Source organism: Stenotrophomonas sp. KH_029 (genome assembly GCF_057839765.1).
On sequence record NZ_CM174498.1, the window covers coordinates 3,806,539 to 3,828,223 of the forward strand.

21 protein-coding genes and 2 riboswitches are annotated in these 21,685 nt (G+C 68.9%); of the genes, 8 read left to right on the forward strand and 13 right to left on the reverse strand.

Annotation, left to right across the window (positions count from 1 at the left end; translation table 11 throughout):
• Positions 1-115 precede the first annotated feature (115 nt).
• Complete coding sequence (locus tag AC3ITM_RS17105; RefSeq protein WP_489266729.1) at positions 116-1,426, forward strand: NAD(P)/FAD-dependent oxidoreductase; 1,311 nt, start codon at positions 116-118, stop codon at positions 1,424-1,426.
• Positions 1,423-1,686: a hypothetical protein gene (locus AC3ITM_RS17110; RefSeq protein ID WP_489266730.1), complete on the forward strand. Its 264-nt coding sequence runs from the start codon at positions 1,423-1,425 to the stop codon at positions 1,684-1,686. Before AC3ITM_RS17105 ends, AC3ITM_RS17110 begins: the two co-directional genes overlap by 4 nt.
• Here AC3ITM_RS17110 and AC3ITM_RS17115 read toward each other — a convergent pair.
• From AC3ITM_RS17115 to AC3ITM_RS17130, 4 genes are all read right to left on the reverse strand, one after another.
• Positions 1,655-2,104, reverse strand: coding sequence for a hypothetical protein (locus AC3ITM_RS17115; protein ID WP_489266731.1), 450 nt, complete (start codon positions 2,102-2,104; stop codon positions 1,655-1,657). The genes AC3ITM_RS17110 and AC3ITM_RS17115 overlap by 32 nt on opposite strands.
• A gap of 3 nt (positions 2,105-2,107) precedes the next feature.
• Positions 2,108-2,548, reverse strand: coding sequence for a nuclear transport factor 2 family protein (locus AC3ITM_RS17120; protein ID WP_489266733.1), 441 nt, complete (start codon positions 2,546-2,548; stop codon positions 2,108-2,110).
• A gap of 76 nt (positions 2,549-2,624) precedes the next feature.
• Complete coding sequence (locus tag AC3ITM_RS17125; RefSeq protein WP_489266734.1) at positions 2,625-2,969, reverse strand: ribonuclease E inhibitor RraB; 345 nt, start codon at positions 2,967-2,969, stop codon at positions 2,625-2,627.
• Between the two features lie 97 nt (positions 2,970-3,066).
• A complete protein-coding gene (locus AC3ITM_RS17130; protein ID WP_489266736.1) occupies positions 3,067-3,327 on the reverse strand; it encodes a GIY-YIG nuclease family protein in 261 nt (86 codons plus the stop codon).
• 44 nt (positions 3,328-3,371) lie between these two features.
• Positions 3,372-3,466: riboswitch (glycine riboswitch) on the forward strand.
• 8 nt (positions 3,467-3,474) lie between these two features.
• Positions 3,475-3,566: riboswitch (glycine riboswitch) on the forward strand.
• An 89-nt stretch (positions 3,567-3,655) separates the two neighbouring features.
• Here AC3ITM_RS17130 and AC3ITM_RS17135 point away from each other — a divergent pair.
• Positions 3,656-4,273 carry a trimeric intracellular cation channel family protein gene (locus AC3ITM_RS17135; RefSeq protein WP_228885980.1) on the forward strand — a complete coding sequence of 206 codons (618 nt, stop codon included), beginning with the start codon at positions 3,656-3,658 and terminating at the stop codon, positions 4,271-4,273.
• A gap of 174 nt (positions 4,274-4,447) precedes the next feature.
• On the opposite strand, the gene aroG is transcribed toward AC3ITM_RS17135, so the two are convergent.
• The 7 genes from aroG to AC3ITM_RS17170 all read right to left on the reverse strand — a co-directional run bounded on the left by aroG (position 4,448) and on the right by AC3ITM_RS17170 (position 10,314).
• A complete protein-coding gene (gene aroG, locus AC3ITM_RS17140) occupies positions 4,448-5,521 on the reverse strand; it encodes a 3-deoxy-7-phosphoheptulonate synthase AroG (protein WP_489266738.1) in 1,074 nt (357 codons plus the stop codon).
• Positions 5,522-5,786: 265 nt separating this feature from the next.
• Complete coding sequence (locus AC3ITM_RS17145) at positions 5,787-6,134, reverse strand: DUF6616 family protein (protein WP_489266740.1); 348 nt, start codon at positions 6,132-6,134, stop codon at positions 5,787-5,789.
• A gap of 14 nt (positions 6,135-6,148) precedes the next feature.
• Positions 6,149-6,892, reverse strand: a complete 744-nt coding sequence (locus AC3ITM_RS17150; protein WP_489266742.1) for a DNA alkylation repair protein — start codon at positions 6,890-6,892, stop codon at positions 6,149-6,151.
• Positions 6,889-7,383: a MarR family winged helix-turn-helix transcriptional regulator gene (locus tag AC3ITM_RS17155; protein WP_489266744.1), complete on the reverse strand. Its 495-nt coding sequence runs from the start codon at positions 7,381-7,383 to the stop codon at positions 6,889-6,891. Before AC3ITM_RS17155 ends, AC3ITM_RS17150 begins: the two co-directional genes overlap by 4 nt.
• A 75-nt stretch (positions 7,384-7,458) precedes the next feature.
• Positions 7,459-8,055, reverse strand: a complete 597-nt coding sequence (locus AC3ITM_RS17160; protein ID WP_489266746.1) for a DUF6445 family protein — start codon at positions 8,053-8,055, stop codon at positions 7,459-7,461.
• A gap of 222 nt (positions 8,056-8,277) precedes the next feature.
• Positions 8,278-9,927 (reverse strand): chaperonin GroEL, encoded by a 1,650-nt coding sequence (gene groL / locus AC3ITM_RS17165; protein ID WP_489266747.1) that lies wholly within the window; start codon positions 9,925-9,927, stop codon positions 8,278-8,280.
• A 99-nt stretch (positions 9,928-10,026) separates the two neighbouring features.
• Positions 10,027-10,314 carry a co-chaperone GroES gene (locus AC3ITM_RS17170; RefSeq protein WP_228885974.1) on the reverse strand — a complete coding sequence of 96 codons (288 nt, stop codon included), beginning with the start codon at positions 10,312-10,314 and terminating at the stop codon, positions 10,027-10,029.
• Between the two features lie 405 nt (positions 10,315-10,719).
• On the opposite strand from AC3ITM_RS17170, the gene AC3ITM_RS17175 reads away from it, so the two are divergent.
• The 4 genes from AC3ITM_RS17175 to AC3ITM_RS17190 all read left to right on the forward strand — a co-directional run bounded on the left by AC3ITM_RS17175 (position 10,720) and on the right by AC3ITM_RS17190 (position 15,822).
• Entirely contained in the window at positions 10,720-12,498 is a 1,779-nt protein-coding gene (locus tag AC3ITM_RS17175; protein WP_489266749.1) for an endonuclease, read from the forward strand.
• 68 nt (positions 12,499-12,566) lie between these two features.
• Positions 12,567-12,905, forward strand: coding sequence for a divalent-cation tolerance protein CutA (gene cutA, locus AC3ITM_RS17180; protein ID WP_228885972.1), 339 nt, complete (start codon positions 12,567-12,569; stop codon positions 12,903-12,905).
• Entirely contained in the window at positions 12,905-15,271 is a 2,367-nt protein-coding gene (locus AC3ITM_RS17185; protein WP_489266751.1) for a protein-disulfide reductase DsbD family protein, read from the forward strand. The genes cutA and AC3ITM_RS17185 overlap by 1 nt, the downstream gene beginning before the upstream one ends.
• Positions 15,268-15,822 (forward strand): TlpA family protein disulfide reductase, encoded by a 555-nt coding sequence (locus tag AC3ITM_RS17190; protein WP_489266753.1) that lies wholly within the window; start codon positions 15,268-15,270, stop codon positions 15,820-15,822. Before AC3ITM_RS17185 ends, AC3ITM_RS17190 begins: the two co-directional genes overlap by 4 nt.
• A gap of 30 nt (positions 15,823-15,852) precedes the next feature.
• On the opposite strand, the gene AC3ITM_RS17195 is transcribed toward AC3ITM_RS17190, so the two are convergent.
• Positions 15,853-18,486, reverse strand: a complete 2,634-nt coding sequence (locus tag AC3ITM_RS17195) for an excinuclease ABC subunit UvrA (protein WP_489266755.1) — start codon at positions 18,484-18,486, stop codon at positions 15,853-15,855.
• A 69-nt stretch (positions 18,487-18,555) separates the two neighbouring features.
• The gene (locus AC3ITM_RS17200; protein ID WP_489266757.1) at positions 18,556-21,129 is read right to left on the reverse strand and encodes a methyl-accepting chemotaxis protein; all 2,574 of its coding nucleotides are present in this window, start codon (positions 21,127-21,129) and stop codon (positions 18,556-18,558) included.
• A gap of 310 nt (positions 21,130-21,439) precedes the next feature.
• Here AC3ITM_RS17200 and AC3ITM_RS17205 point away from each other — a divergent pair, with 310 nt between their 5' ends.
• A complete protein-coding gene (locus AC3ITM_RS17205) occupies positions 21,440-21,583 on the forward strand; it encodes a hypothetical protein (RefSeq protein ID WP_489266759.1) in 144 nt (47 codons plus the stop codon).
• Positions 21,584-21,685: the final 102 nt, after the last annotated feature.

Consider the following 21,685-nt stretch of genomic DNA (forward strand, 5'->3'; position numbering starts at 1 on the left):
CCCTGAACCCAGTATCGGCCATCCAGGTGAACACCCCGCTTCACGTGCGAGGATAGGCGGTGTCGACCATGAACCCATGGGGCCGGAGGGCCGGCCCCCGCCAAGGAGTCCTTGCATGACCCGCGATCCCCTGCCCCACCTGGTCATCATCGGTGGTGGTTTCGCCGGCCTCTGGGCCACCCGTGCATTGGCCAGGGCGCGCATCCGCATCACCCTGGTGGACCGCCGCAACCACCACCTGTTCCAGCCGCTGCTGTACCAGGTGGCCACCGCCGGGCTGTCCGCGCCGGATATCGCCGCACCGCTGCGCCACATTCTGGGCGACCAGCGCAACGTCGAAGTGCGCCTGGGCGAGGTCACCGCGATCGACAAGCAGGCCCGGCAGATCACCCTGGCCGACGGCAGCCAGCTCGGCTATGACACCTTGATGCTGTGCACCGGCGCCACCCATGCCTATTTCGGCCACGACGAGTGGGCCGCCGACGCGCCCGGCCTGAAGACCCTCGACGATGCGATCGCACTGCGCCGCAAACTGCTGTTGGCCTTCGAGCGCGCCGAGGCCGAACCGGACCCGGCGCGCAAGGCGGCCTGGCTGAGTTTTGCCGTGGTCGGCGGCGGCCCGACCGGGGTGGAGCTGGCCGGCACCCTGGCCGAAATCGCCCGGCACACGCTGCGTAACGAATTCCGCCACATCGACCCGGCCAGCGCCAAGGTGCGGCTGGTGGAAGCCGGCCCACGGGTGCTGTCGACCTTCCCCGAGGTACTGTCGCTGAAAGCGCGCCGCCAGCTGGAAAAGCTGGGCGTGGAAGTGCTCACCGGCACCCCGGTCAGCGACATCAACGGCGACGGCTTCCAGCTCGGCGGCCAGTTCGTGCCGGCGCGCACCGTGGTCTGGGCCGCCGGCGTGGCCGCCTCGCCGCTGGCACGCACCCTGGAGGTGCCGCTGGACCGCGCCGGCCGCGTGCCGGTGCAGCCGGACCTCACCATCGACGGCCACCCGGAGATCTTCGTCGCCGGCGACCTGGCCGCGCTCAGCCAGGCCGACGGCAGGCCGGTGCCCGGCGTGGCGCCGGCGGCCAAGCAGATGGGCAGGCACGTGGCGGCGGTCATCGGCGCGCGGCTGGAAAACAAACCCGCGCCGGGCCCGTTCAAGTACCAGGACTTCGGCAACCTGGCCACGATCGGGCGCATGGCCGCGATCGTGCACCTGGGCCGGCTGCAGTTGTCCGGCGTGCTGGCCTGGTGGTTCTGGCTGGCCGCGCACGTGTTCTTCCTGATCGGCTTCCGCAACCGCCTGGTGGTGCTGCTGAACTGGGCCGTGGCGTACTGGAGCTACCAGCGCAGCGCACGGATCATCTTTGGGGACGACCGCGAGGATCGGCGACCAAGGCAACCGACCGACACCCACCAGGGGCCGACCGCATGAGCAACCTTGAAACCTGCCCGCGCTGTTCAACGCGCTTCGATTCGCGCAAGGCTCTGTTTCGCAGCGGCGTGCCGATGTTCTTCAATGCCATCACTGCCCGAAACGTGCAGATGGTGGTGCGCTGCCCGACGTGCGGCTACCGCTTCGACGGGCAGGACGTGCGCCTGTTCGGCTTCCTGCCACCGGAGGGGTTGCGCTGGGTGCTGGTGGGCCTGCTAGCGCTGTGCGTCATCCTGATGTTCGCGCTGCCGCCGCGCTAGGGCGATTGCGCACCTGGCAGAATTCCTCCAGCCGGGCGGTATCGGCGATCTGCGTGGCCGTCCAGTGCCGGGTGATCCAGGTGGTCAGTGCGGCGTTGGCCAGGTGCCACTGCCCCATGCGCATACGCGGCCCACGCATCAGGTGCCGGGCTGCCACCCATGATGCTTCGCGATGCACCGGCGCGATTTTCTTCATCGAATGCGTAAGCAGTTCGACAGTGTGGCCCCAGGGATTCATTGCCTCGACCCCGTCTCGCGGCGTGTCATCGCAGGCGGCGCGGTGAGTCGGTGCAACGGCGGCCGGCTGCGGCAGCGCGTGGACGCTGGCCAGGCCGAGCAGATACAGCACGCCCGGCAAGGCGCCGATCAGTACCACCGCCAGCAGCAGCCCAGCCCAGGCCTTGCCAGCCGCGCCCACCGCCTATGGCGCCTTCGGTTTGCTGTACCACAACGCGTTGACGATGATCCAACGCCCGTCGAACCGGCCCATGTGGAAATAGTCGACGAACCAGGGCGTTTCCAGCCGCACCGAGGCCGCGTTGCCGGTGACATCGAGCACCTTGCAGCGGCGGTTCCATTGGTCCCGGGGCGTCTTCAACGCGCCCTGCCGGGTAAGCGCCACCAGTTCTTCCTTCGACATCCGGCGCAGGCCCAGGCGCTCGTCCGGGGTGTCGCCAAGGATCGCGCGCTTGGCCAGGTCCGGGTGCAGCGAACGCGCCACGCGGGCCGGATCGCCTTCGAGCTGGCCGTCCACGTAGTCCAGGCAGGTCGCTTCGATCGCCGACACGGTGGCCGGATCGGCAACGGCGGGCGCAGGCGTGGTTGCCGCCGCCAGCGCGAACATCACAGACAACATCGACATCGTTGGTCTCCGTTGGAACAACCCGATTGAAGCCACAACACCGGCACCGGCATTGGAGCGGCGCCTGCGGGCAGGCTCAGCCCTGCGCGATGCAGCCCCAGCCATCGACGCGGCCACTGTATGGGCCGGCCTCGGCATCCAGCAAGGCCTCGAAGCCGGCGATGTTGGCATGCGTGGGCAGCATCATCGGGTACACCACCACCTGCCAGGGAAACGCTTCGTTGCCCTCGTACCGCGACAGCGACACCTTCTGTTCGTTGCGCAGCAGATGCACCGCAAAGCCGATGGCGTCATCTTCGCCGGGAAAGACCAGCGCAAAATCCACTTCGCGGGGAATGCTCAGGTCGTCGCCATCCTGGAGCATGTTCCACAGCACATCGCCGTTTTCGTCTTGCGGGTACAGGGCCAGATCGCGTGACATGACACTCCACGGCCTCAGTGAGCCGATCGCGGGAAGGTGGACGATGGTAGTGCGCCGGGCAGGACGCGAACAAGCGGGGGCCCGGCAGCGCCCGGCCTCAGGGTTGCTGCAGCCAGGCCAGCTTGCGCCCGCGTGGCTGGCGCTTGAGCTGCCACTCAGCCTTCGACGCCGCCGCCCGGTCCGGGTAGGCGCGCATCGCCAGCACCTTCAACGGCGGGTTGGCGCGGGTGTAGCGGGCCCCTTTGCCGGCCAGGTGGGCCTGGAAGCGGGCCTCCACATCGTTGCTGATGCCGGCGTAGTAGCTGCCGTTGCGGCATTCCAGCAGGTACACATACCAGGGGGTGGGTTCAGCGGGCATACCGGGATTATCGACCAACCGGGGCGCGGCGGCTGCTAGAATCCGCCCCGGATGCAGGAGAGAGGCGCCGCGCTGGCGCCCGCCGAAGGCGCAGGCTCCCATAATCGCTCAGGCCGGTGGCGTGATACGCCACCAACCATGCATCCGACACGCCGATCTGGAGAGAGGTCTTCAATGACCCGCCGAAGGGGCACGTGGCCTTGGCCACCGAACTCTCAGGCAAAAGGACAGCGGGAGCGGCAGCGGAATCCCACCCCCACGCCCGTGCACCGCACGGGTGTGCCGGCTGCGTGTTTCCGTCCCCGCCTGACGTGTCCGGATGCTCCCCATGCTGCTCTCCCTGATCTACCTCATCGCCATTTCCGCCGAAGCCATGACCGGCGCGCTGTCGGCCGGGCGGCGGCGGATGGACCTGTTCGGCGTGATCATCATCGCCTGCGTCACCGCACTGGGCGGTGGCTCGTTGCGCGACATCGTGCTCGGGCACTACCCGTTGGGCTGGGTGAAGCACCCCGAGTACCTGGGCTTCACCATCTGCGCGGCGTTGATCGCCACCTGGGTGGCGCGCTGGATGCATCATTTCCGTCGCACCTTCCTGGTGCTGGACGGGCTGGGGCTGATCTGCTTCACCCTGATCGGCTGCGCGGTGGCACGCGAGGGCGGGCACGCCGCGCCGATCGTGCTGATCGCCGGCATGTTGACCGGCGCCTTCGGCGGGGTGCTGCGCGATGTGCTCTGCAACGAGGTGCCGCTGATCTTCCAGAAGGAGCTGTACGCGGTGATCACCCTGCTTACCGGCGCGGCGTGGCTGGTGCTGCTGGAGCTGGGCGTATCGCTCAATGCGGCCACGCTGTGGTGCCTGGGCGGCGGCTTCCTGCTGCGCCTGCTGGCGATCCACTTCAAATGGGAAATGCCCAAGTTCGTCTACCGCGACGAGGTGCATTGAACGGAACGTTCAATGCACCGGTAGCGACCGACCGTTGGTCGGGCGGCCTGCCCTACGTTCAATGCACCGGTAGCACCCGACCGTTGGTCGGGTGACCTGCCCTACGTTCAATGCACCGGTAGCACCCGACCGTTGGTCGTGTGAGGTGGTGTACCGACCAACGGTCGGTACCTACTACGCGGCTTGGCTCACCCGCGCCGCCCGCCGCGCCCGCACCGCGCCGGCCAGGCTTTCCAGCACCGCCAGCGAGGCGTCCCAGCCGATGCAGCCATCGGTGATGCTCTGCCCGTAGACCAGCGGCTGGCCCTCCACCAGGTCCTGGCGCCCGGCCACCAGGTGGCTTTCGATCATCACCCCGACGATGCGCTCTTCCCCATCGGCCAGCTGCGCGTTGATGTCGGCGATGACCCTGGGCTGGTTTTCCGGGTTCTTGCTGCTGTTGGCGTGGCTGGCGTCGATCATGATGCGCGGTGCCAGCTGCGCCTTGGCCAGGGTCTGGCAGGTCGCCTCGACGTGGGCGGCATCGTAGTTGGGGATCTTGCCGCCGCGCAGGATCACGTGGCAATCCGGGTTGCCGGCGGTGGCTACGATGGCGGTGTCGCCCTGCTTGGTCACCGACAGGAAGTGATGCGGATTGGACGCTGCGCCGATCGCGTCGGCGGCGATCTTGATGTTGCCGTCGGTACCGTTCTTGAATCCCACCGGGCACGACAGCCCCGAGGCCAGTTCACGGTGCACCTGGCTTTCGGTGGTGCGCGCGCCGATCGCGCCCCAGGCGACCAGGTCGGCGATGTACTGCGGGGAGATCACATCGAGGAATTCCACGCCGGCCGGCAGGCCCAGCTTGTTGATGTCGCGCAGCAGGCCGCGCGCCACGCGCAGCCCCTTGTTGATGTTGAAGCTGCCGTCCAGGTCCGGATCGTTGATCAGGCCCTTCCAGCCGACCGTGGTGCGCGGCTTTTCGAAGTACACGCGCATGACGATCTCCAGCTCATCGGCATAGGCATCGCGCAGCGGCTTGAGGCGCTGGGCGTATTCGATGGCGGCCACCGGATCATGGATCGAGCACGGGCCGATCACCACGGCCAGGCGGTCGTCGCGGCCGTGCAGGATCTCGTGCAGGGCCGCGCGCGAGGCGCTGACCGTATCGGAGGCCTGCTCATCGCAGGGCAGCATCGCCAGCAGTTGGGCCGGCGGGGTCAACGGTTCGATCTTGCGGATACGCAGGTCGTCGGTGTGCGGGGGCATCGGGGGAAACTCCTTGGAAGTGGGGGTCCCCAGCGCGGCGGCAACAAAAAAGCCGCCAGGTGCGCTGGCGGCTTTCGGGTATGCGTCTGAAGCTTTCTTCAGGGTGAGCGCATGCCTTCCTCCGCCGGTGGCTTCGGAAAGTAATACCAAAAGTAGGAATTGGCGTGGCGTGCGTTCATTGGGGAGTATTGATAGCACAGCTTCTGCGCAGTGCAAAATGTTTCAAACGCAACTGGAACCGCATGTTCAGCCGTCGCCGTCCTGCTTATGCCTTGGGCAGCGCCGCCAGCTCGGCCAGGTGCTGCTGCAGCCCGCCGGCGGCGCCGGCGACGTGGGTGGTGGTGAAATAGGTGTGCCAGCCGGTCGCTTCGATCGCCGCCAGCAGAGCATCGGCATCCTGGCGCGCGCTGCACTGCCAGACCGCATAGAACTGCTCGGCACTGGTATGCGGCACGTCCTGGTCCAGCGGGCCCATCGCCAGCGGCGTGATCCGGGCCGGATCCACGTGCTGCATGCCGGCGCCGATGCGGGCGAACAGGGCCGCACGCGACAACGCATCCAGCGCGGTCCAGGCGGGGGTGGCGGTGTAGAGCTCGATCAACATGTACGACATGGCGCTTCCTGGGGTCAGAGCGAGCGCAACGCGCGCTTGCGGATATGGGTGTTGGCCGGATCATCGGCATGGCATTGCTGCCAGCGGGCGCACAGCGCGCGCACCCAGTCGGGCTGGCTCTTGCCGGCATCATTCAACCAGTTGCCGACCGCGTCCTGCACATAACGCGACTCATCGCAGCACAGCGCCTCCAGCAGGCCCTGCGCATGCTGCGGCTCCTGCTTGAACAAGGCGATATGCGCAGCCCATACGCCGCGGGGGCGCAGCGCTTCGCAGGCGAAGCGGCGCACATTGGCGGACGCATCGGCGGTCCACGGCTGCAGATGCGCCAGCACCCGCAGCGGTTCTGCGGCGATGTGCGGGCGCACGGCCAGCCAGGCCCATTCGCGCACGCCAAAATGACCGTCGTCGGCCAGCGCGCGCAATGCATCGAGCTTGTGCTCCAGCGACAGGCGCGGGTCGCTGCCGATCAGGTAACAGGCCCAGCCGCGCACGGTGTCGCTGCGGTGCTCGCGCCACTGCGCGGCATCGCCCAGTGCGTGCGCGCGCAGCAGGGTGGCTGCGCCCTGCATGCGCACGGTGATGCCACTGCCGGCGGCCTTGCCCATGCTGGCCAACGCAGCAGCCGGCAGCGCGGGGGCGACGCTGGCCAGCAGCCTGGCGAAATCCAGCGCTAGGATTTCGGCCAGATGGGTCGCCTCGGCATGGCCGCCATCCAGTTGGGCGCGGCGTTCGCGCGACAGTGGCGGCGTCTTCATCCGGCCCGACCGGCATCGGTGCGCGCCCAGATCCGCTGCAGCAGGCCGCTGAGCAGGGCGCGCTCGGCATCACCGAGATCGGCGAACAGGCTGCCGATCCACTGGCGGTGCTGGTCGAACAACGCCACCGCGAGGGCTTCGCCGGCGGCGGTCAAGCGGACGTTGATGCGACGCTTGTCGTGCGCATCGCTGTGCCGTTCCAGCAGCGCGTCGCGCTCCAGCCCATCCAGCAACCCGGTCACGGTGGCACGGGCGACGCCGGCGCGCTCGGCAAGCTGGTGCGGCGACAGCGGTTCGGCCGCACCCTGCAGCAGGAACAGCAGCACGAAGCGGCCCTCGCTCAGGCCCAGCGGTGCGAGCCGGTTGGCGCAGTCCTGGTCGATCGCGCTGGCCAGCGAGAGCAGCTGGAAACACTGCGCCAGGCCATCACGCTCGGTATGGCCGCGGCGCTGCATCTCGGCAAGGAAGGCATGGTGCTTGGGTTCCAGCATCGGGATGCAGATAAGTGATTAGTCGCCTAATCATAACCCCGGAAGATCGTCTGTGAAAGGGTTGTATCGTGCGGCTCAAGCCGATTCGAAGAACATCAGGTAGACCAGCCGGCCGTTCTCCATGCGGTCACCGAATGCCGGGCCGGCGGTATGCCACAGCCACGGCCGCAGCAGCACCAGGCGGTTGAAGTGCATCGGCACGCGCATGGTCATTTCCCACTGCGCATCGTCGGCACTGTCCCGCTCGATGATGTCACGGTGCATGGCCGGGCGGTCGGCATAGCCGTACCGCGCCAACTCCGCATCATCCAGCGCCAGCCGTTCCGTGCCGGTGCGGCGATGACGGAAGAACTCGGTGCCGCCCTGGCAGTCCTGCGGCGCGCTGAGGTACAAAATGCCCGACCAGTGCGAACGGTCCACATGCACCCTGGCGCGGCCCACGTCATTGGCCAGGGTGATGCGGAACTTGCCATGCGACTGCCGCGGCGACACCGCGCGCAGCGGTTCGTTGACCAACCGCGAGACGACCTGGTCCAGGCCGTCGATTTCCAGCCGTTCGACCGAGTTGCGGCCGGGAAAGGCGCCATCCTGCTCGGGATAGGTCAGTCCCAGCCCGGCAGTGCGCAGGGACTGCGCGTCGTCCGGAGCGAGGAAGTCATCGACGACGATCATGGAAGTAGGCATCTGCCGAGCGTAGCCGGATGGCACCGGTCGCGGCAAGGCGTGGCGCCGGGGGCGGCCGAGGCAACGACGAGCGCGCGGTGACCCCAGCAATGCACGCACAAAAAAACCCCGCCTTGCGGCGGGGTTTTTCTTGTGCGGCCGATGGTGTGTGCCGACCAACGGTCGGCACCTACCGGACCGATGCGTGCCGGCCAGCGGCCGGCGACGGCATCAGAAGTCCATGCCGCCCATGCCACCCATACCGCCCATGCCACCGCCAGCTGCGCCGGCGCCGTCATCCTTCTTCGGGGCATCGGCCACCATGGCTTCGGTGGTGATCATCAGGCCGGCGATCGAGGCGGCGTTCTGCAGCGCCGAACGGGTCACCTTGGTCGGGTCCAGGATGCCGAATTCCAGCATGTCGCCGAATTCGCCGGTGGCCGCGTTGTAGCCGAAGCTGCCGGTGCCTTCCTTGACCTTGTTGACGATGACCGACGGCTCTTCGCCGGCGTTGGCGACGATTTCGCGCAGCGGGGCTTCCATCGCGCGCAGGGCGATCTGGATGCCGTGGTTCTGGTCTTCGTTGGCACCCTTCAGGCCGGCCAGTGCGGTGACCGCACGGACCAGGGCAACGCCGCCGCCCGGCACCACGCCTTCTTCAACGGCTGCACGGGTAGCATGCAGGGCGTCGTCGACGCGGTCCTTCTTTTCCTTCATCTCGATTTCGGTCGAAGCGCCGACCTTGATCACGGCAACGCCGCCGGCCAGCTTGGCCACGCGTTCCTGCAGCTTCTCGCGGTCGTAGTCCGAGGAGGTGTCTTCGATCTGGGTCTTGATCTGGGTCACGCGCGCTTCGATGTTGGCCTTCTCGCCGGCGCCATCGATGATCGTGGTGTTTTCCTTGGAGACCTGCACCTTCTTGGCGCGGCCCAGGTCCTTGAGCGTGGCCTTTTCCAGCGACAGGCCGATTTCCTCGGAGATCACGGTGCCGCCGGTCAGCACGGCCATGTCTTCCAGCATCGCCTTGCGACGGTCGCCGAAGCCCGGTGCCTTGACGGCCACGACCTTGACGATGCCACGGATGGTGTTGACCACCAGGGTCGCCAGCGCTTCGCCTTCGATGTCTTCAGCGATGATCAGCAGCGGCTTGCCGGACTTGGCCACGCCTTCCAGCACGGGCAGCAGGTCGCGCACGTTGGAGATCTTCTTGTCGTGCAGCAGCACGTACGGATCGTCCAGGTCGGCGGTCTGCGACTGCTGGTTGTTGATGAAGTACGGCGACAGGTAGCCGCGGTCGAACTGCATGCCTTCGACCACGTCCAGCTCGTTGTCCAGGCCCGAGCCTTCTTCAACGGTGATCACGCCTTCCTTGGTCACCCGGCGCATCGCTTCGGCGATGATGTTGCCGATCGATTCGTCGGAGTTGGCCGAGATCGTGCCGACCTGGGCGATCGCCTTGTCGTCGGTGGTCGGCTTGGAGATGTTCTTCAGCTCGGCGACGGCGGCGATCACGGCCTTGTCGATACCGCGCTTGAGGTCCATCGGGTTCATGCCGGCAGCGACGGCCTTGGCGCCTTCGCGGATCAGGGCCTGGGCCAGCACGGTGGCGGTGGTGGTGCCGTCGCCGGCGTCGTCGTTGGTGCGGGAAGCAACTTCCTTCACCATCTGCGCGCCCATGTTCTCGAACTTGTCAGCCAGTTCGATTTCCTTGGCGACGGACACGCCGTCCTTGGTGATGGTCGGGGCGCCGAAGCTCTTTTCGAGCACGACGTTGCGGCCCTTCGGGCCCAGGGTGGCCTTGACGGCATTGGCGAGCACGTTGACGCCGCGCACCATGCGCGAACGGGCATCTTCACCGAAACGAATATCTTTGGCAGCCATTGCGATTACCTTTTCTGTAGAGCCGGGCGCTGCCCGGCTGTATGTAATGAGGAACGAAGAACGACAGCGGCGAACCGGGCACGGCCCGGTTCAACCGGCTCAGCCAACGATGGCGAGCACGTCGTCTTCGCGCAGGACCTTGTACTCGACGCCTTCAGCCTTGTAGCTGCTGCCGGCGTACTGGCCGTAGATGACCTTGTCACCGACCTTCAGCGACGGCGCGCGCACGCTGCCGTTGTCCAGCGGCTTGCCCGGGCCCACGGCCACAACTTCGCCCTTGGTCGACTTTTCCTTGGCGGAATCGGGGATCAAGATGCCACCGGACGAGACTTCGTCGGCTTCGATCGGCTTGACTACGACGCGGTCATGAAGCGGCTTGATACTCATGTGAGACCTCTTAAGTTGTTGATTGGTCTTGGAAAGTCTGGCGGCGTTAGCAGTCACCCGGGGCGACTGCCAACCACGCTCACGAAAAAACCCGACAGTGCGGGACAGAGCAGAGATGAGGCTGGCCGGGAGCCTTTCAAGGGGTAGCCGGCAAATTTTTACTGCTCCGCCCCAATGCCGCAGGTCCGGCCCGCACCCACAGGGAGCCGGGCCGGAGCGCGGCACGGCCGGCCAGACTTCGTCCAACCCCGGGGCTGGCCTGCCGTCCAGGCACCGCAACGCCCCTTGGACCGTCATTTTCTTGACGCACGTCTCAATGCTGGCGGCCGATACCGACATATCGATAGATGTGTCATCTGAATTGATTAGATTCGGCCGGCAATACCCAATCACAAGGAGACGTAGATGAGGTTGCTCACACCGCTGTCCCTGGGGTGCCTGCTGGCATTGGCTGCCGGCGCTGCCCAGGCGGACGTATTCATCAATGAACTGCATTACGACGACAACACCGCCGCCGGCGACGTCGGCGAGGCGATCGAAGTCGTCGCCACGGCCGGTGAGGACCTCAGCAGCTATCGGCTGTACCTGTACAACGGCAGCACCCCGTCGGCGGCCACCGTATACGCCAACAACCCGGTCCCTGCCGGCACCGCCGCCAGTTGCGGCAAGGCCACCCTGGCCACGCTCACCTACCCCAGCAACGGCCTGCAGAACGGCGCCAACGACGGCATCGCACTGGTCGATGGCAGCGGCAAGGTCATCCAGTTCATCAGTTACGAAGGCACCATCACCGCCGCCGCCGGCCCGGCCGCCGGGCTGACCAGCCAGAACATCCCGGTCAGCGAGAGCAACAGCACCGCCCCGGGCACCTCCCTGCAGCTCACCGGCAGCGGCAGCCAGTACACCCACTTCAGCTGGGCTGCCTCGGCGGCGCAGACCTTCGGTGCCTGCAACGCCGGCCAGAGCTTCAGCGGTGGCGGCGGCACCGGCCCCAACACCCCGCCCTCGGTACGCACCACCACCCCCGAACAGGGCGCCAGCACCTTCCCGGCCGCGGCCGACCTGGACGTCACCTTCAGCGAAACCGTCACCCTGGCCAGCGGCGCCTTGGTCCTGAGCTGCGGCCAGTCCGGCAGCGTGCCGCTGACCCACGCCAGCAGCGGAACCCGCTTCACCCTGTCGACCAACACCGCGCTGGTCGCCGGCGAAGCGTGCCGCTTCGACGTCCGCGCCAGCCGGGTCACCGATGCGCAGGGCGCCCATCCGGCCGCCGATACCCGCATCGCCTTCACCGTGGCCAGCGGCGGCACCGGGCCGGACCCGGATCCGGGCAGCTACTACTCGCGGGTCAATACCAGCTCGCCCAGCCAGCTGCGCTGCTCGCTGCATGAAACCATCAAGGGCCACACCGCCTACCCGTACAGCGGCACGGGGACCAGCACCTGGACCATCCTGGAGATCGCCGACGAGGATCCCAACAACAGCGGCCGTATCCTGGATGCCTATCGCAACCGCAGCTACGCCAAGGTGGCCGACCGCGCCGGCACCGGCAGCGGGCTGACCTACAACCGCGAGCACACCTGGCCGAACTCGCTGGGCTTTGCCAGCACCACCGGCGACAAGGGCCTGCCGTACGCCCCGTACACCGACACCCACATGCTGTACCTGACCGATGCGCAATGGAACGCCGACCGCGGCAACAAGCCGTTCGCCAAGTGCGACAGCAACTGCGGCGAACGCGCCACCGAAGCCAACAACGGCACCGGCGGCGGCAGTGGCGGCTACCCGGGCAATTCCAACTGGGTGCGCACCCCCGACGGCAACACCGGCAGCTTCCAGGTGTGGGGCCATCGTAAGGGCGACATGGCACGGGCGGTGCTGTACATGGCCATCCGCTACGAAGGCGGCAAGGATGCCAGGACCGGCCAGTCCGAGCCGGACCTGGAACTGACCGACGACCGCAGCAAGATCGTCAAGACCTCCGCCTCGCCGGCCTACATGGGGCTGCTGTCGACCCTGATCGACTGGCATCTGTCCGATCCGCCGGATGCGGCCGAACGCGCCCGCAATGAAGTGATCTACAGCTTCCAGGGCAACCGCAACCCGTTCATCGACCACCCCGAATGGGGCACCCCCGGCCTGTTCACCTCGGCCAAGCCGGCCACCTGCCAGCTGGCCAACTGAGCCACCCGGCCGGCGCCATCGCGGCGCCGGCCGGACCTGCGGCCCCGACGGACCTATACTCGGCGGTCATGTCGACCGTCGATCCCGTCTTTCTGCTGTTCACCACCTGCCCCGACGCGGCCACCGCGACGCGGCTGGCGCACGCACTGGTGGAAGAACGCCTGGCGGCGTGCGTCACCCGCCTGGACGGGGCGCACTCCACTTACCGCTGGCACGGGGAGATCAACGAGGACCATGAGGTCCAGCTGCTGATCAAGACCACCGGCGGCCGACTGGATGCGGCCATCGCCCGCGTGCAGGCCCTGCATCCGTATGAACTCCCCGAGTGCATCGCGGTCGAAACCCACGCCGGGCTGCCGGCGTACCTGGATTGGATTCGGGCGCAGACCCGTGAGGAAACTGATTGATGACGCTGTTCCGTCGTATTGCCGCGCTGTGCGCGCTGCTCGTGGTGTCCCTGCCGGCCCTGGCCGTCAGCGAGAAGGACCTGCTGCCGGTGGACGAGGCGTTCGCGCTGACCGCGCTGGCGCGTGACCGCGACCGCATCGAGATCAGCTGGAAGATCGCGCCGGGCTACTACCTGTATCGGCACCGCACCACGGTCAAGCCTGCCGCCGGGTTCAGTGCCCAGGCGCTGCAGATGCCGGCCGGCAAGAAACACCACGACGATTTCTTCGGTGAAGTGGAAACCTACCGCGAGCGGCTGACCGCGGTGCTGCCGGGCAAGGCCGCCGATGGCGCCGACACGGTGACGCTGGAAGTGCGCTACCAGGGCTGTGCCGATGCCGGGGTGTGCTACCCGCCGCAGAAGCGCAGCGTGCAGGTCAAGCTGCCCGCCGGCAGCGGCGGCAGCGATGCGATGGCGCCGGCACCGCTGGCGGGCGCAGCGTCCTCGCCGTTCAACAATCCGCTGGCCGGCAATGCCGGCGGTGGCCTGCGCCTGCCCGGTGCGGCCAATGCACCGGCACTGCCACTGCCGTCCGAACGCGCCTTCGGCTTCGATGCGATCGTCGCCAACGGCAACACCGTGCTGCTGCGCTTCACGCCGGCCCCGGGCTATTACCTGTACCGCGATCGCACTTCGTTGAAACTGGAAGGCGCCAGCGGCATCGATGCCGGCAAGCTGCAGTGGCCGGCCGCCAAGTCGCTCCGCGACGAGCACTTCGGTGAGGTGGCGGTCTACTTCGACCAGGCCGATGTCAGGCTGCCGCTGCATCGCAGCCGGGCCGACGCCGCCGAGACCACCCTGGTGGTCACCTTCCAGGGTTGCCAGACCGATGGCATCTGCTACCCGCCGATGACGCGCCGGGTGCAGCTGTCGCTGCCGGCCGGCACGGTCAATGCCCGCACCGGCCAGGCCGCCGCCAGGAACGAGGTGATCGCGCCGCTGCCGGGCCGCGACAAGCGTGCACAGCCGCGCGAGGCGGCCGGGGTGTCCACCCAGCCGATGCTGATCCGCCCCAACCAGGCCGCCGCAGCCGGGCCCGATGGCAACGCCACGACCCCCGATGCCAGCGCCGACAACGCCCAGCGCACCCGCCCGCCCGGCAACGGTGCCGCGCCCACCACCCTGCTGGCCGCGCTGCTGCTGGCCCTGGCCGGCGGCCTGATCCTCAACCTGATGCCCTGCGTCCTGCCGATCCTGTCGCTGAAGGTACTGGGCGTGGCGCAGAGTGGCGAAAGCCGCCAGCGCGCGCGCAGCCATGCGCTGTGGTACACCGCCGGCGTGCTGGTGGCCTTCGCCGGCATCGGGGCGCTGGTGCTGGCCCTGCGCGCGGCCGGCCAGGCCGCCGGCTGGGGCTTCCAGCTGCAGCACCCGTGGTTCATCGCCGCGCTGGTGTACCTGATGTTCGCCGTCGGCCTGAGCCTGTCCGGGCTGTTCACCCTGGGCGGCAGCCTGGGCGGGGTCGGCCAGTCGCTGGCCGCACGCAGCGGCCCGGTCGGCGATTTCTTCACCGGCGTGCTGGCCTGCGTGGTGGCCAGCCCGTGCGTGGCACCGTTCATGGGCCTGCCGCTAGCCTATGCGTTCACCGCACCGCCGCTGCCGGCGATGCTGGTGTTCCTGGTGCTGGGCCTGGGTCTGGCGCTGCCATTCCTGCTGATCGGCTTTGTGCCCTCGCTGGCCAAGCGCCTGCCGCGCCCCGGGGCCTGGATGGAAACCCTCAAGCACGTGCTGGCCTTCCCGATGTATGCCACGGCGATCTGGTTGTTGTGGGTGCTGGGCAAGCAGCGCGGCGTGGACGCGATGACCCTGGTGCTGGGCGGCCTGGTAGTGCTGGCACTGGCGCTGTGGTGGTTCGAACGCAGCCGCTGGCGCAGCCAGCGCGTGGCCGGCGTACTGGCCATGCTGCTGCTGATCGCCTCGCTGGTCCCGGTGTGGGGCGTGACCCGCCTGCCGCCGCCGGCCAGGGCGGCGGCGGCGACCAGCGACAACGTGGTGGCCTACGCACCGCCGCTGCTGGACCGGCTGCGCCAGGACAACCGGGTGGTGTTCGTCAACATGACCGCCGACTGGTGCGTGACCTGCAAGGCCAACGAACGCGCGGTGCTGGGCACCAACGCGTTCCACGACACCCTGCGCCGCACCAACGCGGTGTACATGCGCGGCGACTACACCAATGTCGACCCGGACATCACCGCGTTCCTGGAGGAGCACAAGGCGGTCGGCGTGCCGCTGTACGTGGTGTACGGCCCCGGCGCCCCGCCGACCGTGCTGCCGACCGTGCTGACCCAGGCGATCGTCGAAGAAGCCCTGCTGCGCACCGCCCGATGAGCCGTTGGCCACCGCGCCCGACGGTGGTGGTGGCCGTGCTGGCGGCGCTGCTGGGCGTGGCGGCCGGCGCGTGGTTCTTCAACCGTGGCGTGCCCGCGGCAGCGCCCCTGCCGCACCCGGCCGTGGCTGCCGCGCGGCCCGGCGATGCGCTGCCGGCGATCACCCTGCCCGACCTCGACGGCACGCCGGTGGAACTGGCCCGTTTCGGCGGCCGCCCGTTGCTCATCAATGTATGGGCCAGCTGGTGCGGCCCGTGCGTGGAGGAAATGCCGGCCCTGGCCGCCTTCGCCGCCGCGCAACCGGCCGACGGCGTGCAGGTGCTGGGGCTGGCGCTGGACAGCCGCGATGGCGTCCGCGATTTCCTGGCGCGGGTACCGGTGGGCTACCCGATCGTGCTGGATACCCCCGGCCCGGCCGATGCCAGCGTGCGGCTGGGCAATACCCAGGGCCTGTTGCCGTATTCGGTGCTGGTCGGCGCCGACGGGCGCATCCTCAAGCAGAAGCTGGGGCCATTCGGGCCCGGTGAGATCGAGGCCTGGGCCGCGCACTGAGGGGCGGCGACCGGTGGCGTTGCGGCGGTTTCATTCAAACCACCGCCGCAGGAATGCGGCGGTGGCGCTGCCCTTGGCACGGCTTACCTGCGCCGGCGTACCGGCAGCCACGATAGCCCCGCCCTGCTCGCCCGCACCGGGGCCGACATCGATCACCCAGTCGGCATCGGCCACCACGCGCAGGTCGTGCTCGACCACCACCACCGTGTTGCCGGCATCGACCAGCCCGTGCAGTTGCGCCATCAGCTTGTCCACGTCGGGCGGATGCAGGCCGGTGGTCGGCTCGTCCAGCACGTACAGGCTGCTGCCGCGCTGGCTGCGCTGCAGTTCGGTGGCCAGCTTGATCCGCTGCGCTTCGCCGCCGGACAGTTCGGTGGCCGGCTGGCCCAGCCGCAGGTAGCCCAGGCCGATATCGCGCAGCAGCTGCAGCACGCGCTGCACCGGTGGCTGGTCGGCAAACAGCAGCAACGCCTCGTCCACCGTCATCGCCAGCACCTGGGCGATGTTGTGGCCCTTCCACGACACCTCCAGCGTCTTGGCGTTGTAGCGCTGGCCGTGGCAGGTCGGGCACGGCGCGTATACGCTGGGCATGAACAGCAGTTCCACATGTACAAAGCCTTCGCCCTCGCAGGTGGCGCAACGGCCCTGGGCCACGTTGAACGAGAAGCGCCCGGCACTGTAACGGCGGCTCTTCGCCATTGGCGTGGCGGCGAACAACGTGCGCACATGGTCGAACAACCCGGTATAGGTGGCCAGGTTGGAACGCGGGGTGCGCCCGATCGGTTTCTGGTCGACGTTGACCAGGCGCCTGATCGCGCCGGCGCCGGCGTGCAGGCGGCCGCGGGTAGGCACGATGCGGCTGGGCACCGGCAGCTCGCCGTCGACCTCATCGGCCACCGGCTCATGGCCCAGGTGCGCACCCACCAGCTCCACCAGCGCCTGGCTGACCAGGCTGGACTTGCCCGAGCCGGACACCCCGGTGACCGCGGTGAACGCGCCCAGCGGAAACCGCGCATCCAGCCCGTGCAGGTTGTTGCGGTGGATGCCACGCAGTTCCAACCAGCCTGCAGGCGTACGCGGCGTGCGCCGTTGCCCGCGGCCGCTGTCGAACAGGTACGGCGCGGTCAGCGACGCCTTGACCGTGCGCAGCCCCTCCGGCGGCCCGCTGTACAGCACCTGCCCGCCGTGCTGGCCGGCGCCGGGGCCGACATCGACCAGCCAGTCGGCACGGCGCAGCATGTCCAGGTCGTGCTCCACCACGAACAGCGTATTGCCGGCCGCCTTGAGCTGGTCCAGCGCGCGGTACAGCGCCTGCCCATCGGCCGGATGCAGCCCGGCGGTGGGCTCGTCGAGCACATACACCACGCCGAACAGGCTGGAGCGGATCTGCGTGGCCAGCCGCAGCCGCTGCAGCTCGCCCGGCGACAGCGTCGGGGTGGTGCGGTCCATCGACAGATAGCCCAGGCCCAGCGCCTGCAGCGTGCCGATGCGTTCGACCAGGTCGCCGGCGATGCGCTGGGCGGCGATGCGTTTTTCGGCGGACAGGTCCGGCGTGCGGCGCACGTCGCTGCCGCCGGCATGCCGGTGGCCACCGGCGGCGACCCGCACCGCCTCGGCCTTGCGCCCCGAGGCGCGGCTGCGCGGCGCCGCCGTGGCCGGCGCCTGGAAATGGCCGTCGGCGGCCGGGCGCAGCACCTCGGCCATGGCACTGAGCGACAGCTGCGACAGCGCGCCGATATCGTGCCCGGCGAAGGTCACCGACAAGGCCTCGCGCTTGAGCCGCTTGCCCTCGCAGACCGGGCACGCGGTGCCGACCATGTAGCGGGCCACGCGCTTTTTCATCATCGCGCTCTGGGTGCTGGCGAAGGTATGCAGCACGTAGCGGCGCGCCCCGCTGAAGGTGCCCATGTAGCTGGGCTCCTGCTTGCGGCGCAGCGCGGCGCGGGTCTGCGCCGGGGTGAAGCCGGCATAGACCGGCACCACCGGTTGTTCGTCGGTGAACAGGATCCAGTCGCGTTGCTTCTTCGGCAGCTCGCGCCAGGGGATGTCCACGTCGTAGCCGAGCGTGACCAGGATGTCGCGCTGGTTCTGCCCGTGCCAGGCCGGCGGCCAGGCGGCAATGGCCCGCTCGCGGATGCTCAGCGACGGGTCGGGCACCATCGACTGCTCGGTCACCTCATACACATGGCCCAGCCCGTGGCAGTTCGGGCAGGCGCCCTGCGGAGTATTGGGCGAGAAGTCCTCGGCGTACAGCATCGGCTGGTCGGCCGGATAGGTGCCGGCCCGCGAATACAGCATGCGCAACAGGCTGGACAGCGTGGTCACGCTGCCCACGCTGGAGCGCACGCTGGCGGTCCCGCGCTGCTGCTGCAAGGCCATCGCCGGCGGCAGCCCCTCGATCGCATCCACGTCCGGCACCCCGACCTGGTCGATCAGGCGCCGCGCATACGGCGACAGCGATTCCAGGTAGCGCCGCTGCGCCTCGGCATACAGCGTGCCGAACGCCAGCGACGATTTGCCGGACCCGGAGATGCCCGAGAACACCACCAGCGCATCGCGCGGGATGTCCACGTCCACATCGCGCAGGTTGTGCTCGCGCGCGCCACGGACGCGGACATAGCCGGATGCATCGGCACGGGCGCCGGTCTTGTTTCGGGTGCTCATCCGCGCAGGATAGTGGCGTCCACCGCACGCGGCCAGTGAAGGCCGCGCAACGGTGGCGTACCGGCCGCGCTATCCGGCGCGCGCCAGCCCGGCGGCAGCGGCGGCGCCCGGTACTTCCAGCACGAACGCAGCCACCGCGGCGCGCAACTGCGCCGCCTGGCGCTGCATGGCCTGCGCCGAGGCCGACGCCGCTTCCACCATTGCCGCGTTGTGCCGGGTGCTGCCGTCCATCTGCAGCAGGGTCTGGCCCACCTGTTCGATGCCGGCGCTCTGCTGCTGGGACGCGGCGGAGATGCCGGCCATGATCGTGCTTACCTGCTGCACGCTGCCGACGATGCGGGCCATGGTGGCACCGGCCTGGTCGACCTGGCGGGTGCCGGCAGCGACCGTGCCGACCGAATCCTCGATCAGGCCCTTGATCTGCCGTGCCGCGTCGGCGCTGCGCTGGGCCAGCAGCCGCACCTCGCTGGCCACCACCGCGAAACTGCGGCCCTGCTCACCGGCACGCGCCGCTTCCACCGCCGCGTTCAATGCCAGGATGTTGGTCTGGAAGGCGATGCCGTCGATGACTGCGGTGATGTCGCCGATACGGCGCGAGGATTGCGCGATGTCGTGCATGCTGGCCGCCACCTGCGCCACCGAGGCACCGCCCTGGCGGGCGATGCCGCTGGCATCGATGGCCAGCTGGTTGGCCTGCTGGGCGGCCTCGGCGTTGTGGCGCACGGTGGTGGTCAACTGCTCCATCGAGGCGGCGGTTTCCTCCAGGTGCGCAGCCTGGCGTTCGGTACGTTCGGCCAGGTCGGCGTTGCCGGCCACGATCTCGCCGGCCGCGCCGTTGATCGCGGCCGAGGCCTGCTGGATGCGCGCGACGATGTCGGTCAGCTGCTGCACGCTGGCATTGGCATCGTCGCGCAGCTGCGCGAATACGCCCTGGAACCGGCCCTGCATGCGCACCCGCAGGTCGCCGTGCGCCAGCGCCGACAGCACCGCCTGCAACCCGGACAGATTGTCCTGGAAGGTATCCAGCAGGCCGTTGATGCTCACCGCCAGGGTATGCACGAAGCCCTGCTTGCCGTCCACCACGATGCGGCCGTGCAGGTCGCCATGCGCGGCCGCATCGACCAGCGCGGCCACTTCGGTTTCCACCGTGGTCTCCAGCGCGCGGCTGCGCCATTCCACCGCCGCGCCGAGCCATTGGCCGTCATCGACGATCGGGTTGATCACCAGCTGGTAACGCGTGCCGGCGTGCTCGATCTCATGCTTGCTGGCATCGGCGCTGTGCAGTGCCCGCGCCAGCCGGGTGAACACCGGGTGCAGCGCCGACGCCGGCTGCCCGCACCACTGCGCCGCATCGATGGCCAGCTCGGCCAGCAGCGCCCGGTTGAGCAGGGCGATACGGCCGTCCGGGTCCAGCACCATCAGCCCGGTCTGCGCGCTGTCCAGCGCCTGGCGGGCCTGTGCGTTGTCGCGCGCGGCCGCGCGTTCGGCCTGGATGCGTTCGCGCAGGCGCTGCTGCATGTGCACCAGGCGCTGGGCCAGCTGGCCGATCTCATCGTGCGGATTGTGTACGGTCAACTGCGTGTCCAGCCTGTCCTCGGCGATGTCCTCGGCAAAGCGCAGGGTGTCGGCGATCGGCTGGCGTACCGCGCGCAGCACCAGCACCAGGCTGGCGATCAGCACCAGCGCCACCACCAGCAGGGTCAGCGCGAATACCACGTTCATCGCCCGCGCCTGCGCCTGCTGGTGGCGACGTGCCTGCTGCAGCGCCCCGGCCTGGGCGCGCTGCAGCCGCTGCAGCGCCGGGGTGATCTGCGCGGCGGTGTCGGCCAGTGCCTGCGCCTCCACGTCCAGCCCGACCCGCGCGGCGGTATAGGCCAGCAAGGCGCCCTGATAGTCGTCCATCCGCGCCCGCAGCTGGTCCTGTACGGGGAGGGGCAGGCCGGCGCCGGACAGCGTCAGCTCGAACGGCAGCTTGGCCTCGCTGGCACGGTCGGCGTGCGCCGCATCGCCGGTCAGCAGCAACAAGGCTTCCTGGCGTCGCATCGCCTGCCACTGCGCCGCCAACGCCGGGCGCGCGGCGGCATCCAGCGGCTGCTGGACGGCCTCGGCGGCGGCATCGAGCTGGGCGCGCAGGCCGGCGTCGCCACGGCCCATTTCGTCGGCACGCGCGTTCAGCGCGGCAATGCCCTCGGCGAATTCGCCGGTGCGCGCAGCCAATGCCTTCAACGCGCCGGCGGCACCGGCGTCGTGCCGCTGCGCCCGCAGCTGCGCCAGCGTCGCCTGCAGGCGTTGCTGGGCCTGCTGCAGCGCCGCGCGGTCGGCATCGGCAAAGCTGATGGCATAGCGGGTCTGCAGGCGCCGTGCCTCGGCAACCTGGGTGGCCAGCGCCGCCGCCGTCGCGGCCTGCTGCTGGTGCGCGGCATAGGCAGTGGCGGCACGCGCGCTGTTGTGGCCGGTCCAGGCATGGACCACGGCCACACTGACCAGGCCAAACCCGCACACCACCAGGCAGGCCTTGAGCTTGCGCGCCACGCTCAGGCGCTGCAGCATCAGCCATCCGCGGCGGGGATCGGGCAGGGAAACACGCCGGGCACCAAAAAAGTGGGCGGCCAGCAGGGACAGGCGGCGGGGGATGGCCGACATCACGCACTCCAGACGGAAGGACGCATCGGTATCGGCCGGCCGTGGCCGGACTTGAGGGCCGCATCTGCACCGGCCGCCGCGCCACGCTGCACACAGCGTCCGTTGTAACGGCCGCAGACGACGGCACGATGACGGCTCGGCGGTCATTTCGGCGGCGCGGGCACAGCGCATTTATCGGACCCGGGATGGCCGTGATGCTGGTGGGGTGGACGGTGGCTTCACGGGCTTGATGCTGAACTGGTGCCGTTGCCGGGGGGCGGGCGGGTTGCCCTCCAGCGCACAGGCCAGCCGCAGCCGCCGAGGCACCGCAATGAGCACCGCATTCAAGATCTTCCTGCTGGTCGGGGCCGTGCTGTACGGGCTGCCCGGGATCGTGTGGTGGATCAACCATCGCCGCGCCAAGCGCGCGCGCCAGGCGCTGGCAGCCACCGCTGCCGACGCCGCACCGCGATAACACCGACCGGCCTGGCCGGTACTTGCCGCCTGCCACACAGGGCCGGCAGCACCGCGCTCACCGCAGGAGGAACTGCTCGCCCTTCACTGCGTTCTGAAGCAA

Coding starts and splice junctions, on each gene's coding strand:
- AC3ITM_RS17170 (WP_228885974.1), bottom strand. CDS start 10,314: ATGAGTATCAAGCCGCTTCATGACCGCGTCGTAGTCAAGCCGATCGAA.
- cutA (WP_228885972.1), top strand. CDS start 12,567: ATGTCGACCGTCGATCCCGTCTTTCTGCTGTTCACCACCTGCCCCGAC.
- AC3ITM_RS17130 (WP_489266736.1), bottom strand. CDS start 3,327: ATGCCCGCTGAACCCACCCCCTGGTATGTGTACCTGCTGGAATGCCGC.
- AC3ITM_RS17120 (WP_489266733.1), bottom strand. CDS start 2,548: ATGTCGATGTTGTCTGTGATGTTCGCGCTGGCGGCGGCAACCACGCCT.
- AC3ITM_RS17150 (WP_489266742.1), bottom strand. CDS start 6,892: ATGAAGACGCCGCCACTGTCGCGCGAACGCCGCGCCCAACTGGATGGC.
- AC3ITM_RS17190 (WP_489266753.1), top strand. CDS start 15,268: ATGAGCCGTTGGCCACCGCGCCCGACGGTGGTGGTGGCCGTGCTGGCG.
- AC3ITM_RS17145 (WP_489266740.1), bottom strand. CDS start 6,134: ATGTCGTACATGTTGATCGAGCTCTACACCGCCACCCCCGCCTGGACC.
- AC3ITM_RS17195 (WP_489266755.1), bottom strand. CDS start 18,486: ATGAGCACCCGAAACAAGACCGGCGCCCGTGCCGATGCATCCGGCTAT.
- groL (WP_489266747.1), bottom strand. CDS start 9,927: ATGGCTGCCAAAGATATTCGTTTCGGTGAAGATGCCCGTTCGCGCATG.
- AC3ITM_RS17155 (WP_489266744.1), bottom strand. CDS start 7,383: ATGCTGGAACCCAAGCACCATGCCTTCCTTGCCGAGATGCAGCGCCGC.
- AC3ITM_RS17205 (WP_489266759.1), top strand. CDS start 21,440: ATGAGCACCGCATTCAAGATCTTCCTGCTGGTCGGGGCCGTGCTGTAC.
- AC3ITM_RS17110 (WP_489266730.1), top strand. CDS start 1,423: ATGAGCAACCTTGAAACCTGCCCGCGCTGTTCAACGCGCTTCGATTCG.
- AC3ITM_RS17175 (WP_489266749.1), top strand. CDS start 10,720: ATGAGGTTGCTCACACCGCTGTCCCTGGGGTGCCTGCTGGCATTGGCT.
- AC3ITM_RS17160 (WP_489266746.1), bottom strand. CDS start 8,055: ATGATCGTCGTCGATGACTTCCTCGCTCCGGACGACGCGCAGTCCCTG.
- AC3ITM_RS17125 (WP_489266734.1), bottom strand. CDS start 2,969: ATGTCACGCGATCTGGCCCTGTACCCGCAAGACGAAAACGGCGATGTG.
- aroG (WP_489266738.1), bottom strand. CDS start 5,521: ATGCCCCCGCACACCGACGACCTGCGTATCCGCAAGATCGAACCGTTG.
- AC3ITM_RS17105 (WP_489266729.1), top strand. CDS start 116: ATGACCCGCGATCCCCTGCCCCACCTGGTCATCATCGGTGGTGGTTTC.
- AC3ITM_RS17185 (WP_489266751.1), top strand. CDS start 12,905: ATGACGCTGTTCCGTCGTATTGCCGCGCTGTGCGCGCTGCTCGTGGTG.
- AC3ITM_RS17200 (WP_489266757.1), bottom strand. CDS start 21,129: ATGTCGGCCATCCCCCGCCGCCTGTCCCTGCTGGCCGCCCACTTTTTT.
- AC3ITM_RS17135 (WP_228885980.1), top strand. CDS start 3,656: ATGCTGCTCTCCCTGATCTACCTCATCGCCATTTCCGCCGAAGCCATG.